General features: G+C 67.8%; 11 protein-coding genes. 8 read left to right on the forward strand and 3 right to left on the reverse strand.

Going from position 1 to position 15,618, the window contains the following annotated elements; genetic code table 11:
- Window positions 1-74 precede the first annotated feature (74 nt).
- The 3 genes from ABC728_RS21980 to ABC728_RS21990 are packed head-to-tail and all read right to left on the reverse strand — an operon-like array spanning window position 75 to window position 6,823.
- On the reverse strand, window positions 75-1,028 hold the full coding sequence (locus ABC728_RS21980; protein ID WP_416617288.1) for a transglutaminase family protein: 954 nt from the start codon (window positions 1,026-1,028) through the stop codon (window positions 75-77).
- The gene (locus ABC728_RS21985) at window positions 1,006-3,510 is read right to left on the reverse strand and encodes a circularly permuted type 2 ATP-grasp protein (protein ID WP_416617287.1); all 2,505 of its coding nucleotides are present in this window, start codon (window positions 3,508-3,510) and stop codon (window positions 1,006-1,008) included. The genes ABC728_RS21980 and ABC728_RS21985 overlap by 23 nt, the downstream gene beginning before the upstream one ends.
- Window positions 3,503-6,823, reverse strand: coding sequence for a transglutaminase family protein (locus tag ABC728_RS21990; protein WP_416617286.1), 3,321 nt, complete (start codon window positions 6,821-6,823; stop codon window positions 3,503-3,505). The genes ABC728_RS21985 and ABC728_RS21990 overlap by 8 nt, the downstream gene beginning before the upstream one ends.
- A gap of 329 nt (window positions 6,824-7,152) precedes the next feature.
- Between ABC728_RS21990 and ABC728_RS21995 the strand changes: the two genes are divergently transcribed.
- From ABC728_RS21995 to ABC728_RS22030, 8 genes are all read left to right on the forward strand, one after another.
- The gene (locus tag ABC728_RS21995; protein WP_416617285.1) at window positions 7,153-7,689 is read left to right on the forward strand and encodes a flagellar basal body-associated FliL family protein; all 537 of its coding nucleotides are present in this window, start codon (window positions 7,153-7,155) and stop codon (window positions 7,687-7,689) included.
- 18 nt (window positions 7,690-7,707) lie between these two features.
- A complete protein-coding gene (gene fliM / locus ABC728_RS22000; protein WP_445376500.1) occupies window positions 7,708-8,787 on the forward strand; it encodes a flagellar motor switch protein FliM in 1,080 nt (359 codons plus the stop codon).
- Window positions 8,784-9,311: a DUF6468 domain-containing protein gene (locus ABC728_RS22005; protein ID WP_445376501.1), complete on the forward strand. Its 528-nt coding sequence runs from the start codon at window positions 8,784-8,786 to the stop codon at window positions 9,309-9,311. The genes fliM and ABC728_RS22005 overlap by 4 nt, the downstream gene beginning before the upstream one ends.
- Entirely contained in the window at window positions 9,308-10,252 is a 945-nt protein-coding gene (locus ABC728_RS22010) for a MotE family protein (RefSeq protein WP_416617282.1), read from the forward strand. The genes ABC728_RS22005 and ABC728_RS22010 overlap by 4 nt, the downstream gene beginning before the upstream one ends.
- Window positions 10,253-10,337: 85 nt before the next feature.
- Complete coding sequence (locus ABC728_RS22015; protein ID WP_416617281.1) at window positions 10,338-10,982, forward strand: protein phosphatase CheZ; 645 nt, start codon at window positions 10,338-10,340, stop codon at window positions 10,980-10,982.
- A gap of 6 nt (window positions 10,983-10,988) precedes the next feature.
- On the forward strand, window positions 10,989-11,672 hold the full coding sequence (locus ABC728_RS22020) for a hypothetical protein (RefSeq protein WP_416617280.1): 684 nt from the start codon (window positions 10,989-10,991) through the stop codon (window positions 11,670-11,672).
- Window positions 11,672-12,367: an OmpA/MotB family protein gene (locus ABC728_RS22025; protein WP_416617279.1), complete on the forward strand. Its 696-nt coding sequence runs from the start codon at window positions 11,672-11,674 to the stop codon at window positions 12,365-12,367. Before ABC728_RS22020 ends, ABC728_RS22025 begins: the two co-directional genes overlap by 1 nt.
- Complete coding sequence (locus tag ABC728_RS22030) at window positions 12,364-15,615, forward strand: tetratricopeptide repeat protein (RefSeq protein WP_416617278.1); 3,252 nt, start codon at window positions 12,364-12,366, stop codon at window positions 15,613-15,615. The genes ABC728_RS22025 and ABC728_RS22030 overlap by 4 nt, the downstream gene beginning before the upstream one ends.
- Window positions 15,616-15,618 lie beyond the last annotated feature (3 nt).

A 15,618-nucleotide genomic window follows, 5' to 3' on the forward strand; every position in this document is an offset into this window, starting at 1 on the left:
GGAACCCATCGGCGGTGTGGGGCAGGGTCGCCGCCGCCGACGGTGGGGGAGCAGGGCCCGTGGGGGCTGGAACCTCAAGGGCTGTCCACGGGCTCCACATCCACGGCCACCAGCACACCATGGCTGCCGCCACCCAGGATCACGCCGCGCAGCGGGCAGACATCGTCGTAATCGCGTCCCCAGGCCAGGGTCAGATGATCGGTGTCGCACTGCCGGCCGTTGGTGGGGTCAAGATCGATCCAGCCCTCATCCGGCCCGCACCAGACCTGCACCCAGGCGTGGGAGGCGTCGGCCCCCCGCAGCTTCTCCTTGCCCGGCGGGGGCAGCGTGCGCAGATAGCCGGAAACATAGCGGGCCGGCAGGCCCAGCGCCCGCAAGGTTCCGATCATCAGATGCGCGAAATCCTGGCAGACGCCGCGGCGCCGGGTCAGAACCTCGCTGATCGGGGTGCTGACCGTGGTGGCCGTGGGATCGAAGCTGAAATCGGCATGGATGCGGCGCGTCAATTCCAGGGCCCCGATGCCCACCGGCCTGCCGGTGGGAAAGAACCCGGCTGCGAACAGGCAAAGGGCAGCGTCGGCCATGGGGACGCGCGCCGACGGCCGCACGAACTCCACCGTGTCGCCCCGGCCGGCCGCCAGGGCCGCGATCTCCTCCCAGGGCGGTGTCGTCTCGGCCGGGAAGGGCGGTGGCGGTTCCACCGTCACCTCCATCTCCGCCGTCACGGCCAGTTCGCGATGGGGGGTATGCAGGGCGGCATAGGTGACGGGATTGCCGAACCAGTCTTCCCGTTCCGTCAGTACGGCGGGCCATGGCACGATGGTCAGCCGGGTGTCATGGCAGGTCTGGCGCGGGTGGCGGCGCGGCTTCAGATGGGCCAGCATCTGCGCGCTGGTCACCGTATCGCTGTAGGCATAGCGTGTCACATGTGTGCAGCGGTAGCGCGTTGCCGGCTTGGGCGCCGGCTTTGGCTCGCCATCCGTCGGCAGCGCCACCGGGACCTGTTCACGTCGTGCGGGCAAAGACATGGCTGAAATAGGCCTGGCTCAACAGGTTGGAGATTTCCGGCAGCAGACGGCCCAGCCGTTCCGCCAACGCCGCCAGCGCGGTCGGGTCGCGGGCCGGCTGGGGATCGGCGACAAGGCCGGCGGCGGCGTCCAGCAGGTCGAAGGCCTGCCGTGACGGGCTGGTGGCCGGCGTCTCGCCCTCGACCACCGGCAATTTCTCCAATTGCCGCTGCACCGTCTTGATCTGGAAGGCCAGGGAACGCGGATGTTCCTTGTCGGCCAGCAGCAGCGACAGCACCTGTTCGCGCCGGATGCCGACCGGATGGCGCTCCCGGTAGGCGGTGGCGGCGGCGGCCAGTTCCAGAAGGACCGACAGGGCGGCCACCGGCGCGCTGGTTCCGGCCCCAAGCCCGCAGCCATGGAAGGCGCCGACGATGCCGATGGCGCGTTCCAGGCGGCGCCCCAGCACCAGAAAGCGCCAGGCAGGCCCGCGGGACATGCCATCCAGTTCCAGCCCGATCAACGAGGCCAGAAGCCGCGATATCTTGTCCAGATGCAGATGCATGGCTGCCGGGTCGGCCTTCACGGGCCGGGCCGACACTTCGTCCAGCACGGTCAATACACGGCTGAACTCGCCCGGCAACCGGTCACGCACCCCCGATGCGGCACGGCGCAGCCGGTCCATGGTGGCCCGCAGGCCGCCGGGATTGCCGCGGTCGGCCACGATCTCCAGCGCCTGACGCATGCCGCGCACGGCATCGGCCTGGGGCAGGCCGGAAATTTCCGCCGGGATCATGCCGGTGAAACCCATCAGCCGCAGCAGCGGCAGCAATTCCTCCTCCGCGCCCGGGTGGGCGTCGTCGGACAGGCGGCGGGCCGCGGCCCGCAGGATGCGCACGGCATTGTCGGCCCGCTCCGCATAGCGGCCGACCCAGAACAGATGGTCGGCGGCGCGCGACGGCAGGTCGCCCGTGCGGGGGCCGGTGTCGCCCGTGCCATCGGGCATCAGGGGACTGGCCCCGCGCCGGCGTTGTGGATTGGTGCCCGCCGCACCGGTGATCCAGACATCCTTGGCGCCCGCCCCCGTCTGCAGGGAGACCGACGCGAAACGGTCATCCGCGCTGATGCGTGCCAGCCCGCCCGGCATGACCATCCAGTCGCCATCCGGCGTGGCGCAGGCGAATGCGCGCAGCACCAGCGGCCGGGCCAGCTTCCGCCCGTCCCGCCAGACGGGGGCGGTGGAGGGGGTGACCGGTTCCTGCGCCACCCAATCCTGCGGGCGGCGGCGGATATTGGCCGCCAGTTCGGCGCGGCCGGCATGGTCCAGTTCCGGCCCGAAGGTCGGCCGGTGGCCCAGCGTGGAATAGGCGGGGCGGAAAACCAGCCGGTCCAGGCCGGCCACCATTTCCGCCCGTTGCCGTGCATCCCCGCCCCAATAGGTGGGGACATCGGCCAGCAACGGCTCCTCTCCCAGCAGGTGGCGGGAAAGCTCGCCCATCCATGGCGTCAGCGCCACGCTGTCCGTGACGCCGCTGCCCAATCCGTTGCACACCACGACATTGCCGGCACGCACGGCCTCCAGCAGGCCGGCAACGCCCAGGATGCTGTCGGAGCGCAGTTCCAGCGGATCACAGAAATCATCATCCACGCGGCGGAGGATGACGTCGATCCGTTCCAGCCCGCCCAGCGTTTTCAGATAGACGGCCTGGTCGCGCACGGTCAGGTCCGCCCCTTCCACCAGGGTCAGACCCAGGTGGCGGGCCAGGAACGCATGCTCGAAATAGGCCTCGTTCAGGGGGCCGGGGGTCAGCAGCACGAGGCGCGGGCAGCCATCGGGACCGGACTGGCGCGGGGCCAGGGCCACCAGCGTCTGGCGCAATTGTTCGAAGAAGGGCGACAGCCGTTCCACGTTGCAGGCCCGGAACGATTGCGCCAGCGTCTGGCTCAGCACCACACGGTTTTCCAGTGTGTATCCCGTGCCCGTCGGGGCCTGGGTGCGGCTGGACAGGACGCGCCAGACGCCGTCGCGGTCGCGCACCATGTCGGTTGCCAGCAGCGTCAGACGCGATCCCGTGGGCAGCGTCAGGCCGTGGCATGCTCGCAGGAAGCCCGGATCGCCCAACACCAGGCCCGCCGGCAGAACCCCGTCGCGCAGCAGGCGCTGTGGTCCGTAGAAATCGACCAGCACCCGGTCGAGCAGGCGCGCACGCTGCTGCACCCCCCGGGCGATCATCAGCCATTCCGACTGCGGCAGAAGCAGGGGGATGGGGTCCAGCGGCCAGGGTCGCTCCACCCCCTGCGGGTCGGCATAGGCATGGTAGGTCACGCCGTTCTGGAACAGCAGGCGGCGGCCGGCATCCCAGCGCTCCTCCATGGAGGCGCTGTCGCTGGCCCCGGACGAGATGAAGGACTGCCAGTGCGCGCGCACCTGACCGTCGCCCGTGACCATCTCGTCCCAGGGTTCCGCAGATAAGCCCGCGCTGCCGCGGGGAGGATCAGCCAAGGCGTAGGTCAAGGGTCAACGGAAACTCTGGATTGCGGATCTCGACCGGTGCCGCCATCGGCCCCGGCGTGTGCCCGAACGGGAAGAACCGAGCCAGCCGCCGCCCCTCCGCCTCGTTGGCATTGACCGGGAAGGTGGTGAAGTTCCGCCCGCCCGGATGTGCCACGTGGTAGGTGCAGCCGCCGATCGAGCGACCCGTCCAGCTATCCACGATATCGAAGATCAGCGGCGTATGCACGGGGATCGTTGGGTGCAAACAGTTAGGTGGCTGCCAGGCGCGGTACCGGACACCGGCCACGAACTCGCCCTCCGTACCCGTCGCATGCAGTGGCACCCTGCGGCCATTGCAGGTGACGATGAACCGGTCGTCGCTGGCACCGGACAGTTTCACCTGCACCCGTTCCAGGCTGCTGTCCACGAAACGCACGGTGCCGCCGCCGCCCGGCTCCTCGCCCAGTACATGCCAGGGCTCCAGAGCCGTGCGCAGTTCAAGCACCAGGCCGCGCTGGCTGACATGGCCCAGGGTGGGGAACCGGAAATTGATGTGCGGCTTGAACCATTCCTCATTGAAGGCATAGCCGGCCGCCCGCAGGTCGCCGACCACATCCTGGATGTCCTGGGCGACGAAATGCGGCAGCATGAAGCGCTCATGCAGCCGGGTGCCCCAGCGCACCAGCCGGGCCCGATAGGGCTGTTTCCAGAACCAGGCGATCAGGGAGCGCAGCAGCAATTGCTGCACCAGGCTCATCTGTGCATGCGGCGGCATTTCAAAGCTGCGCAGTTCCAGCAGCCCCAGCCGGCCCGTGGAACTGTCGGGACTGTACAGCTTGTCGATGCAGAACTCGCTGCGGTGGGTGTTGCCCTGCACGTCGACCAGCAGATGCCGCAGCGCGCGGTCCACCAGCCAGGGCGGGCAGTCGGCCCCCGCCTCGTCCAGGACCTTGAAGGCGATTTCAAGCTCGTAAAGGCTGTCGTGCCGCGCCTCGTCCACGCGCGGATGCTGGCTGGTGGGGCCGATGAAGGTGCCGGAGAACAGGAACGACAGCGCCGGATGGTTCTGCCAGTAGGTCAGCAGCGAGCGCAGCACGTCCGGCCGGCGCAGGAACGGGCTGTCCCCCGGTGTCGGCCCGCCGACGACGACGTGGTTGCCGCCGCCCGTGCCCACATGCCGTCCGTCCAGGGCGAATTTCTCCGTGGCCAGCCGGCTCTGACGGGCGTCCTCATACAGTTCGGTCGTGTTGCGGACCAGGTCATCCCAGCTTGCGGCCGGGTGGATATTCACCTCGATCACGCCGGGGTCCGGGGTGACCGCGATGCTGTCCAGGCGCGGGTCCTTGGGCGGGCCGTAGCCTTCCAGTACCACCGGCATGTCCAGCTCGACGCAGGCCGCCTCGATCGCGGCCACCAGTGCCAGCCAATCCTCCAGGTAAGAGGTGGGGGGCATGAAGACATAAAGCCGGCCGTTCCGCGGCTCCACGCACAGGGCCGTGCGGACGATCCACCAGGCCGACTGTCCCTTTTCGGGCACGGCCTCCCGCACGTCGGCCATCCGTCGGCGGTTCTCCACCGGCTCCGTGCGTCCCTTGTTCTCCGCCAGTTGCTGCGACAGTTCCTCATAGGCGGGCAGCGGTGTGCGCGGATCGAACGGGTCCTGCTCGTAGTGATAGGGATATTGCGCCGGTGCCACCCAGGGCAGGGAGCCCAGGGGCAGGCGGTAACCCACCGGACTGTCGCCGGGGGCCAGCAACAGACGGTCGGCCCGCGTCGTCCAGGCCGATGACAGCCAGACCGGCCCCGTCGCCTCGTGCCGGCGGTTCAGCGGCAGGGCAAAGCCGATGGGCTGGTCCAGCCCCCGCTCGAACACCCTGGCCAGCCGCGCCCGTTCCTCCTCGCTGTCGAGCTTCGAATCGAAGGGGTCGACATTGATGGGCAGCTTGCGTTCCTTCTGGATATAGTGCCAGGGGTCCTCATATGTCGCGCGGGCATAGTCGCCGGAAATACCCAGCTTTTCCGCCAGGGTGCGGATGAAATTCTCGGCGTGCCCGGCGGTGAATCCATAGTCGCGGCGCTCGTCGGCCTGGTATTCCTCATGCGTCCACAGCGCGTCGCCATCCTTGCGCCAGTAAAGCTGGAGCGCCCAGCGCGGCAGGCTTTCACCGGGATACCATTTGCCCTGGCCGAAATGCAGCAGGCCGCCGGGCGCAAAGCGCCGCTTCAGCCGGCGGATCAGGTCGCCCGACAGCAGGCGCTTGGTGGGCCCCAATGCCGCCGTATTCCATTCCGCGCCGTCCATGTCATCGATGGAGATGAAGGTCGGTTCGCCCCCCATGGTCAGGCGGATATCCCCGTCCACGATCTCCCGGTCCACCTGCCGGCCCAGCGCATCGATGGCGGCCCATTGTTCGGGCCAATAGGGCTTGGTGGTGCGTGGCTGCTCGCGGATGCGGGTCACGGCCATATGATGCTCGAACGACACCTCGCATTCGTCCAGCGCCCCCGATACGGGGGCGGCACTGAACGGATCGGGCGTGCAGGCGACGGGGATGTGGCCTTCGCCCGCGAACAGGCCCGATGTCGGGTCCAGTCCGATCCAGCCGGCACCCGGCAGGTACACCTCGCACCAGGCGTGCAGGTCGGTGAAGTCCGCCTCCGGCCCCTCCGGCCCTTCCAGGGGCTTCTGGTCGGCGACAAGCTGGATCAGGTAGCCGGAGGCGAAGCGAGCCGCCAGGCCCAGATTGCGCAGGATCTGCACCAGCAGCCAGGCGCTGTCGCGGCAGGAGCCGGTGCGCTTCTCCAGCGTCTCCTCCGGCGTCTGCACGCCGGGTTCCAGCCGGATGACATAGCCGATCATCTCCTGCAGCCGGGCGTTCAGCCCCACCAGGAAACCCACGGTGGCCTGTTCCGACCGGTCGACCGCGTCCAGCAGTTCCCGCAGGTGCGGGCCCACCGGCTCTGTCTCCAGAAAGGGTTTCAGGTCCTTGGCCAGCAGCGGATCATAGTCGAAGGGCACCCGTTCCGCCGCCGGCTCCAGAAAGAAGTCGAACGGATTGATGGCCGCCAGGTCGGCCACCAGATCGACTTCCAGCGTGAATTCGGTCGTCTTTTCCGGAAAGACGAAACGGGCCAGCCAGTTGGATTGCGGGTCCTGCTGCCAGTTGAGGAATTGTTTCTTGGGCGTGACCTTCAGCGAATAGGAGAGGATGGGCGTGCGGCAGTGCGGCGCGGGGCGCAGGCGCACGACCTGCGGGCCCAGCAAAACCGGCCGGTCGTAGCGGTAGACTGTCTTGTGGTTCAACGCGACGTGAATGCCCATTCGCCCCAGACCCCCGCATTATTCGCCGGCTGGTTGCCGGTCCGGACGACGGTATCATCAAACCGGAAGGGGGTTAAGCTGCGTTGCAGCATTTTATCATCGAGGGCGGATGACCGGCTGCCCGCCGCTCCGGACCCGGTTCCGGTTGGTTTCCTGCGCAAGATTGTTGGGAATTCACCGCAAATTATGCTTTCGATGCTGTAAATGCGTGGAAAGCGTTGAGTTGGCTTGGTATCATTCCGGATCGACAGCGATGCCGGATTTCCTTGGGTCTTGGCGCAGGGTCTTGACGCGCATCGGCGGGCCTGTCGGTTTTGGGGGTGGTGAGCATGACGTCGTTGGAGACCGATGGCGGCGGGTCGGAGACCGATCTGCCGCGCAAGAAGTTGAGCGGCAAGAAGATCGTCCTGTTCATCGTGCTGCCCGTCGTCCTGGTCATCGCCGGGGCCGCTGCCGCTTTCTTCACCGGTGCGCTGGACGGCCTGCTGGGCAAAAAGGCGGAGGGCGAGCATGCGGAGGAAGCGCCGGCCGAACCTGAACTGCCCCCCTATAAGGGTCCGCCGCTCTACAAGGACATGCCCGATATCCTGATCAACCTGAATACGGGTGAAAGGCGGGCCACGCTGTTGAAGCTGGGGATCACGTTCGAGGTGGCGCGGCCGGAGGATATGGTGCCGCTGGACCAGGCGATGCCCCGCATCACGGATGCCTTCCAGGTTTACTTGCGTGAACTGCGCGTCGATGATCTGCGGGGGTCCGCCGGCATCTACCGGCTGCGGGAGGAACTGCTGATGCGGGTCAATGCGGCGGCCGCGCCTGTCAAGGTCAAGGATGTGTTGGTCAAGGAATTCCTGATCCAGCAGTGATGCGAAAGGGTGCGTTCCATGGCCGGGCCTGAGGAACTGAGCGAAGAAGAAAGGATGGCCGCCGAATGGGCGGCCATGGCCGATGAAGGGGCCGGCGACGCCTTTGGCGACATGGGCGGCGGCGGCGGTGCCACGCGCGTCCTGAACCAGGATGAAATCGACAGTCTGCTGGGTTTCGACAAGGACGGGGCGGGCGACGGCGACAATACCGGCGTCATGGCGCTGGTCAATTCTGCGCTGGTCAATTACGAGCGCCTGCCCATGCTGGAGGTGGTGTTCGACCGCCTCGTGCGCATGATGTCGACCAGCCTGCGCAACTTCACCTCCGACAATGTCGAAGTCAGCCTGGACCAGATCAGTTCCGTGCGGTTCGGCGACTATCTGAACTCCATCCCTCTGCCCGCCATGCTGGCCGTGTTCAAGGCGGAGGAATGGGACAATTACGGCCTGATGGTGATCAATTCGGCGCTGATCTACTCCATCGTGGACGTGCTGCTGGGCGGGCGCCGCGGCACCGCCGCCATGCGTATCGAAGGCCGGCCCTATACTACCATCGAGCGCAATCTGGTGGAACGCATGGTGCATGTGGTCCTGTCGGACCTTTCGGCGGCCTTCGATCCGCTGTCGCCCGTCACCTTCCGTTTCGATCGGCTGGAAACCAATCCGCGTTTCGCCACCATCGCGCGCCAGGCGAACGCCGCCGTGCTGGTCAAGCTGCGCATCGACATGGAAGACCGGGGCGGGCGCCTGGAACTGCTGATCCCCTATGCCACGCTGGAACCCGTGCGCGAACTGCTGCTGCAGATGTTCATGGGTGAGAAGTTCGGCCGCGACAGCATCTGGGAAACCCATCTGGCGTCCGAACTCTGGCAGACCGACGTGCATCTTTCCGCCGTGCTGGACGAGATCGTGCTGCCATTGCAGGAAGTCATGTCCTGGCGGGTGGGCAGCCGCGTGCTGCTGAACGTCGCACCCGACGAGACGATCGAACTGCGCTGCGGTGATGTGCCCATGTTCCTGGGCCGGATGGGCCGCAAGGGCGGGAATATCGCCGTGCGTATCGACAAGGAAGCCCCCAAGCCGGAGTCGCAGCCATGATCGCCTCCATCCTCTCGCTGTTGCTGGACGTGGCCATCGTCGGCCTGCTGGTGGCGACCATCATCTACGCCCTGCGGCTCAACCGGCAGCTTTCCGCCGTCAAGGAAAGCCGGGCGGAACTGGAGGAACTGGTTAAGGGCTTTGCCGAGGCGACGGCCCAGGCGGACAGTTCGGTGAAGGGCATGCGCCGCACGGCGCAGGAATTGGGAGAGGCGCTGGCCGCCCTGATCACCCGTGCCCAGACCCTGAAGGAGGAGATGGAGCTGATCGTGCAGGCGGCCGACGGCCTTGCCAACCGGCTGGAAGCGGCCTCGGGCAAGGCGCGGGCGGCCGTCATGCCATCCGCACCACCCCCGCCGCTGACGGCCGCGCCGTTGCCGCGCCCGTCGGCCCCTGCCGCTGCGGCTGCCGTGCGCGCTGCGACATCGGCGCCGCCTCCGCAGGCCCCGTCGCCGGGCGGACCTGAACCCCGCTCCCGGGCGGAGAAGGAACTGCTTCAGGCGCTGGAGAATCTGCGCCCATGACCGACCTTCCCGTTTCCCGGCAGCCCAAGCCCGCACCTGCGGCCAAGCCCCCGCAGAAGAATGCCGCCACGCCGTCCGGCGGCAAGCCGGCGGCGGCCAAGGCCAAGCCCGTGCGGCCCGGCGCGCCCGTCCGTGCCGCAGGCAAGGGGCGTGTTCCGCCGGGCAAGGGGCGCGCTGCGCGTCGGGCACTGGTCCGTCCCGGCCTTTTGCCGGCCACCATCTTTGTTGCCATGCTGGTCCTGGGCTTCAAGGTGGGGGACATCTGGCTGACCCTGACCACGGGGCGGGGCCTGTCGCTGATCTCCCCCTCCATCGCGGAGGAGACGGGGCCGCAGGGTCTGCCCGAGTTGCCGCCCGCGCCCGCGTTGACGCCGCCACCGACCCAGGTGGCACAGGCCGGCGATCCCCCGGCCACCCAATCCCCGCCGGCACAGCCGCCTGCTTCGGCCGAGCCTGCGGCCAGCCCGCCCGCCACGCATCAACCCGATGTGGGACCGGCCCCGTCCGGCGCACCGGGTCAGAGCTTCACCCCCACGGAACTGGAATTGCTCCAGCGCCTGCAGGAACGCCGGGAGCAGTTGGACACGCGCGCGCGCGAACTGGACCAGCGGGAAGCCATGCTGGCGGCGGCCGAACAGCGATTCGATCAGAAGATCGGTGAATTGCAGGGCCTGAAGCAGGAAATCCAGGGCTTGCTGACTCAGGTCAACAGTGAACAGCAGGCCCAACTGGACAGTCTGGTGAAGATTTACGAGACGATGAAGCCCGTGGATGCCGCGAAAATCTTCAACAGCCTGGAAAATGACGTGCTGATCAATGTGATCAGCCGCATGAAGGAGGCGAAGGTTGCGCCCGTCCTGGCGGCGATGGAACAGAAGCGGGCCCAGGAAGTGACGATTTTGCTGGCAGCGCGGAAGACGCTGCCCACCGTGCCCGATTAATTGTATGAAGGCGGCCGGGCGCTGTCCGTTCGCTCTGCCGGCTTTGCCCGGTTCCTTGGTCCTTAGCGCTTGAAGGTGTCTCCCGATGCTCCGCACTGCCGCTGCCGATCCGGTTCTCCAGGGCCGTCTGGACAATGCCCGCGCGGAGGCGCGTCAGCCCCTTTCGCGTGAGGAGGTGACGACCATTGTCGCATCCGTCCTGTCCTCCATGGGGGGAGACCTGGGCCAGCATCACCTGCATGTCTATGCGGAACTGGAAGGGTTGGCCCGGTTCATCAATACCGCCAAGAAGGAGATCGCCAGCATCCAGCCGGCCGATATCCATTCAGAACATATTCCCCTGGCGACCGATGAACTGGACGCCGTGGTCGGCGCCACGGAGGATGCGACCAACCGCATCATGGATGCCTGCGACCAGATGATGGCGCTGGCCGGTGACGTGCCGGCCGAAGTGTCAAACAAGCTGATGGACATCACGACCGGCATTTACGAGGCATGCAATTTCCAGGACATCACGGGACAGCGCATCACGAAGGTCGTGCGTGCTCTGAAGCATATCGAGCAGAAGGTGGAAGCCCTGCTGATCGCCATGGGGGAGGAGGTGCAGCGCCGTCACCCCGACGCCGCCCCGGCCGCCGCATCCGGTTCCGCCGATTCCGACCTGTTGAACGGCCCGTCCATGCCCGGTACGGGTATCGATCAGGCCTTTATCGACTCGCTGTTCGATTGAGGATGAATGCCCGGCCCGCTCCCATCCGACCGATCCGATCCTGACATCGCGGTTCCCGTGCGGTTCGCCGCGCCCGGCGATGGCCAGGGCGGCGGCGGGCAGGGGGGGCAGCTTTTGTATCTGGGCCTGTTCATCCTGCTGCTGGCCTTCTTCATCCTGCTGAACAGTGTTTCGCATTTCCATGATGAGAAGGTGGGCGCTGTCATCCGCAGCGTGGATGACGCCTTTTCCAGCCAGGCGCTGCTGACCGGGGCGCCCGGAGACCGGCAGCAGTCGCTGCGCGAGGCGGCGCGCGCGGTGCGGGACCTGGGAGACCTGATCCGGGCCGAACTGCCCCTGGCCAAGGTGGAGGCCGGGCAGGAGGCGGGGACCCTGTTCATCGCCTTGCCGGCCGCGGCCCTGTTCTCCGGTGACGGGCAATCGATCAGGCCTGATCAGCAGGGGTTGATGGACCGCATCGCGCGCGTGCTGGAACCGCGCGGATCGGGTGTGGCGGTGCGGGCGGAGATATTGTTCGCCGCACCCGATGATGCCGACACGGGCCCCCTTGTCGCGCGGGCCGGTTCGCTGGCCCGGGCCCTGACGGCGTTGGGGGCCGATGCCCCATCCCTGTCGGTCGGGCTGGAGAAGGGACAAAGGGCGGGCGGCATGCGGCTGCTATTCACGATCCACGGGTCGGGGGGCCAGTGATGCGCGACCGCCGTTCCCCGGCCCTGTTCAGTTTCGCGGCACCTGACACGGTGGCCGGACGTGCCTGGCTGGTGACCTTCACCGATCTGATCTGCCTGCTGCTGACCTTTTTCGTCATGCTTTACGCCATGTCCGAGCCTGATCCGGCCCGTTACCAGGCGCTGGCCGCGGGCGTGCCGGGGGCCACGCCGGCGCAGGAGGGCGAGGAGAGGCCGGAGGCCGCCTTTTCCGCCGCCAGCCTGGATCGTGGCAAGGCCATCGACCTGGGTTATCTGGGCCGCGTGTTCGAAAGCCAGATGGCGGGCAATCCCGAGCTGGCCGATGTGCGCATCGACCGTATCGACGGCTCGCTGGTCCTGTCCATGCCGGCTGACCTGCTGTTCGCGCCCGGCGATGCCACCCTGTCGGCGCGCGGCCGGCAGGCCATGTTCGTCATGGGGGGGGTGGCAGCCAATATCGGCAATGCCGTCGATGTCGTCGGTCATGCCGATGCACTGCCGGCCGGCAGCCGTTGGCCCAGCAACTGGGAATTGTCGCTGGCGCGTGCCCAATCGGTGGCCGAGGCGCTGCGGGCCGCCGGCTATCTGCGGGATATCACGGTGCGCGGTCATGGCGATGGACGGTCGGGCGGGCGTGTGTCGCCACAGGCCAGGCGCGTCGATCTGGTCGTCCGTGAACATGGGGTGACGCCATGATGGCCGGGCGTCTTCGATTGCGGCGGGCATTGGTGTTGGGCGTGGCTCTGGGCGCGCTGCTGGCAGCACCACCGTCCGCGGCGCAGCAATCCATCCCGGCGCCGGCTGAGAACCCGCCGGCCCCGGCCGCCGCGCCCGCGCTGCGGGTGCCTGTGCGCAGCGGTGTGCATCCGACCTACAGCCGGCTTGTCTTCGACTGGCCCCGGTCCACGCCCTATAGTGTGGAACAGAATGGTACGGCGGTTTCGATCCGCTTTCCCGTGCCGGCAGAATTGGATCTGGCAGCGGTCGCACGGGCGCGGCCCAGCCGTATCGCCGGGTTGTCGCAGACGGCCGGTGACGGCGCGGTGACCCTGCGCTTCGACATTCCTGCCGGGGCCGGCCTCAAGGACAGCCGGGTGGGCAACCGCATCGTTGTCGATGTGCTGGACAGGCCGCCACCCGGCGCCATCGCCCGGCCGACCAATCCCGCCGCGGCGACGACGGCTCCGGCATCCGCCGCCCCTGCCGCTGCTACCACTGCCGCCGCCCCTCCGGCGGCCGACCCGCGTGGCGTGCGCGAAGGGGCACCGCTGTACGAAATGCGCGGCCGGCCGGCCCCCGGTGCCATCACCCCGCCGGCGCAGCAGGCGGCCACGGGTGCTCCCACGGCCCTTGTGCCGCCGCCAGCACAAACCGCAGCACCCGGACCAGCGGCATCCTCCGGCCCCGGGGCATCACCATCCGGCACCGCGGCATCGGCCCCGTCGGCCGCCGCGGCGACACCCGTTACGCCGGCGCCGCTGGCTTCACCCGTGCCGGCGCCGGCACCGGTGGTCGAGCCGGCAGCAACAGCGGTGGAAGCGGCGGCGGCCCCGGTGGTCCTGGTCTTTGATCCCAAGGTGGCGCGGTCCGCTGCCGTCTTTGAACGTGCGGGCTTCCTGCATGTGCTGTTCGACGGGGAAATTCCCGACGGTGCGGTGCCGGCCCCCCCGCCGGAACTGCCGGTCAGTATCGACCGGCTGGACGTGCCGGACGGTGCGGGGTTCAGATTTCCGATGCCGGCGCTGATGCAGGCCTCAGTGCAGCGGGATGGAACGGCATGGCGGCTGCTATTGTCCCGTACAAACGGCCAGCCCCCCTCGGCGGTGCCCGACGGTCCCGATGACCATATTCTGACGCCTGAACCGGACCTGGATTTCGCGCTGGGCTCCCGGCTGGTGGTAGCGGCCCCGGACGCGGGAACGGTGCTGGCCTTCCATGATCCTGTGGTTGGTGACATGCTGAAGGTGGTGCCGCTGCCGCAGCCGGGATCGCATATGCCGGTTCCGCTGCGCTATGCGGAGGTACAGTTCCTGCCCACGCTGCAGGGCATCGTCGTCCGCCCGCTGGATGATCGTCTGCTGGTCCAGCCCGTGCGCGAGGGGGTGGAGGTTTCCGTTCCCGGTGGGCTGACCCTGTCGCCCGCGGCCGACGTGCAGGTCGCCGTTCCACCCCCGCCGCCCGCGGCGGAGGAGGAGAGGCTGTTCGATTTTCAGCGCTGGGGACAGGTCCCCTTGCGTGACTTCACCCGTGCGCGACAGGAACGCTGGGACCGGCTGGCTGCCATGCCAGAGGCGGAACGCACGCGCGGGCGGTTGGACATTGCACGCTTCTATCTGGCCAACGGGCTGGGCTATGAGGCGCTGGGGATGCTGTCGCGGGTGCAGGAATTGCAGCCCGATGTCGACCGCCGGCCGGAATTTCTGGCCGTGCGCGGTATCGGCCGCGCCTTGACGGGCGATTACGCAGGCGCACAGGCCGATCTTTCCAACCGGCAATTGTCTGCGGAACCCGACGCGGCCCTGTGGCGGGCCGCCGCCCTGGCCGGTCAGCAGGATTTCGACGGGGCCAACACTCTGTTCACCCAGAACAGGGAGTTGCTGGACCGCTATCCGGAGCCGTTTTACACCGGCCTCGCCCTGTCCGCCACGGACGCGGCGTTGAAGGCCGGGCACCCCGACCAAGCCGCATCGATCATGGACCGTGTCGCCAAGCGGGGTGGGGAAACAGGGCCTCAGGCCGCGGCGGTGCAGTATTTCCGTGGCGCCGTGTTCCGGGCCCTGGGCGATAATGAGAAGGCTTTGCCCTATTTCGCCAGTGCGCAGGAAGGGCGCGACCGGCTCTATGCCATGCGTGGCAAGCGCGATTATATCGACACCGCGCTGGACCTGGGCCGGATGGAGCCCAAGGAGGCCGCCCGGCAGATGGAGACATTGCGCTTCGCCTGGCGTGGTGACGCCCTGGAATTGTCCAATCTGCGCCGGATCGGCGAGGTGCATGCGCTGGCCGGGAATTATCCCCAGGCCTTCGATACGATGCGGCAGACCATCTCGCAGTTCCCCAATACCAGGGACGCAGGAGAGATCGCATCCGACCTGACGCGGACCTTCACGAATCTGTTCGCCAATGACGGCGCGGCCAGCATGTCGGCCGTGGAGGCTCTTGCGCTCTATGAACAATATCGGGAACTGACCCCGCCTGGTCCGGATGGCGACAGGATCATCCGCCGTCTGGCCGAACGGCTGGTGGAGATCGATCTGCTGGACCGGGCGGCCCAGTTGCTGGACCATCAGGTGCAGTATCGGCTGACGGGAACCGAAAAGGCCCAGGTCGGGGCGCGGCTGGCCGGTATCCGCCTGCTGGATGGCAAGCCCGATGACGCCATCGCCGCCCTGGACAAGAGTTTGGTGGACGGGCTGCCCCCTGAACTGGTGGAGGAGCGCAAGCTTCTGCGTGCCCGCGCCCTGTCGCAGACGGGCAAGGGGGCGGACGCCGTGCAGTTGCTGGCGACAGACCAGTCGCACAATGCCAATCTGCTTCGCGTCGATATCGCGATGCGTGACCGCCAATGGCCGGCCGCGGCGGCGGCTCTGGGTGATCTGATCGGCCCGCCGCCGGCCGCGGGCGCGGCGCTGGAACCACAGACGGCCGGGCTGGTGATCAACCATGCCATCGCGCTGTCGCTGGCACAGGACAATGCCGGGCTGGAGACGTTGCGCCGTGATTTCGGCCCTGCTATGGAAAATTCCAGGGATGCCAACACATTCCGCCTGCTGACCCGGCCGGAGGAAGCGGCGGGGCTGGCCGATGCCGCCACCATCCGCTCACGCATTACGGAAATCGACCTGTTCCGCAATTTCCTGGACAATTACCGCACGGCCCGGCAGGAAGCGGCCGCGCCGCCCCCCGCCGCGGCCCCGGCCACCCCGGCGCAGCCCCCATCCTGATAC

The organism is Niveispirillum fermenti (assembly GCF_052474395.1).

Coding starts and splice junctions, on each gene's coding strand:
- ABC728_RS21990 (WP_416617286.1), bottom strand. CDS start 6,823: ATGGGCATTCACGTCGCGTTGAACCACAAGACAGTCTACCGCTACGAC.
- ABC728_RS21995 (WP_416617285.1), top strand. CDS start 7,153: ATGACGTCGTTGGAGACCGATGGCGGCGGGTCGGAGACCGATCTGCCG.
- fliM (WP_445376500.1), top strand. CDS start 7,708: ATGGCCGGGCCTGAGGAACTGAGCGAAGAAGAAAGGATGGCCGCCGAA.
- ABC728_RS22025 (WP_416617279.1), top strand. CDS start 11,672: ATGCGCGACCGCCGTTCCCCGGCCCTGTTCAGTTTCGCGGCACCTGAC.
- ABC728_RS22010 (WP_416617282.1), top strand. CDS start 9,308: ATGACCGACCTTCCCGTTTCCCGGCAGCCCAAGCCCGCACCTGCGGCC.
- ABC728_RS21980 (WP_416617288.1), bottom strand. CDS start 1,028: ATGTCTTTGCCCGCACGACGTGAACAGGTCCCGGTGGCGCTGCCGACG.
- ABC728_RS22015 (WP_416617281.1), top strand. CDS start 10,338: ATGCTCCGCACTGCCGCTGCCGATCCGGTTCTCCAGGGCCGTCTGGAC.
- ABC728_RS22020 (WP_416617280.1), top strand. CDS start 10,989: ATGCCCGGCCCGCTCCCATCCGACCGATCCGATCCTGACATCGCGGTT.
- ABC728_RS22005 (WP_445376501.1), top strand. CDS start 8,784: ATGATCGCCTCCATCCTCTCGCTGTTGCTGGACGTGGCCATCGTCGGC.
- ABC728_RS22030 (WP_416617278.1), top strand. CDS start 12,364: ATGATGGCCGGGCGTCTTCGATTGCGGCGGGCATTGGTGTTGGGCGTG.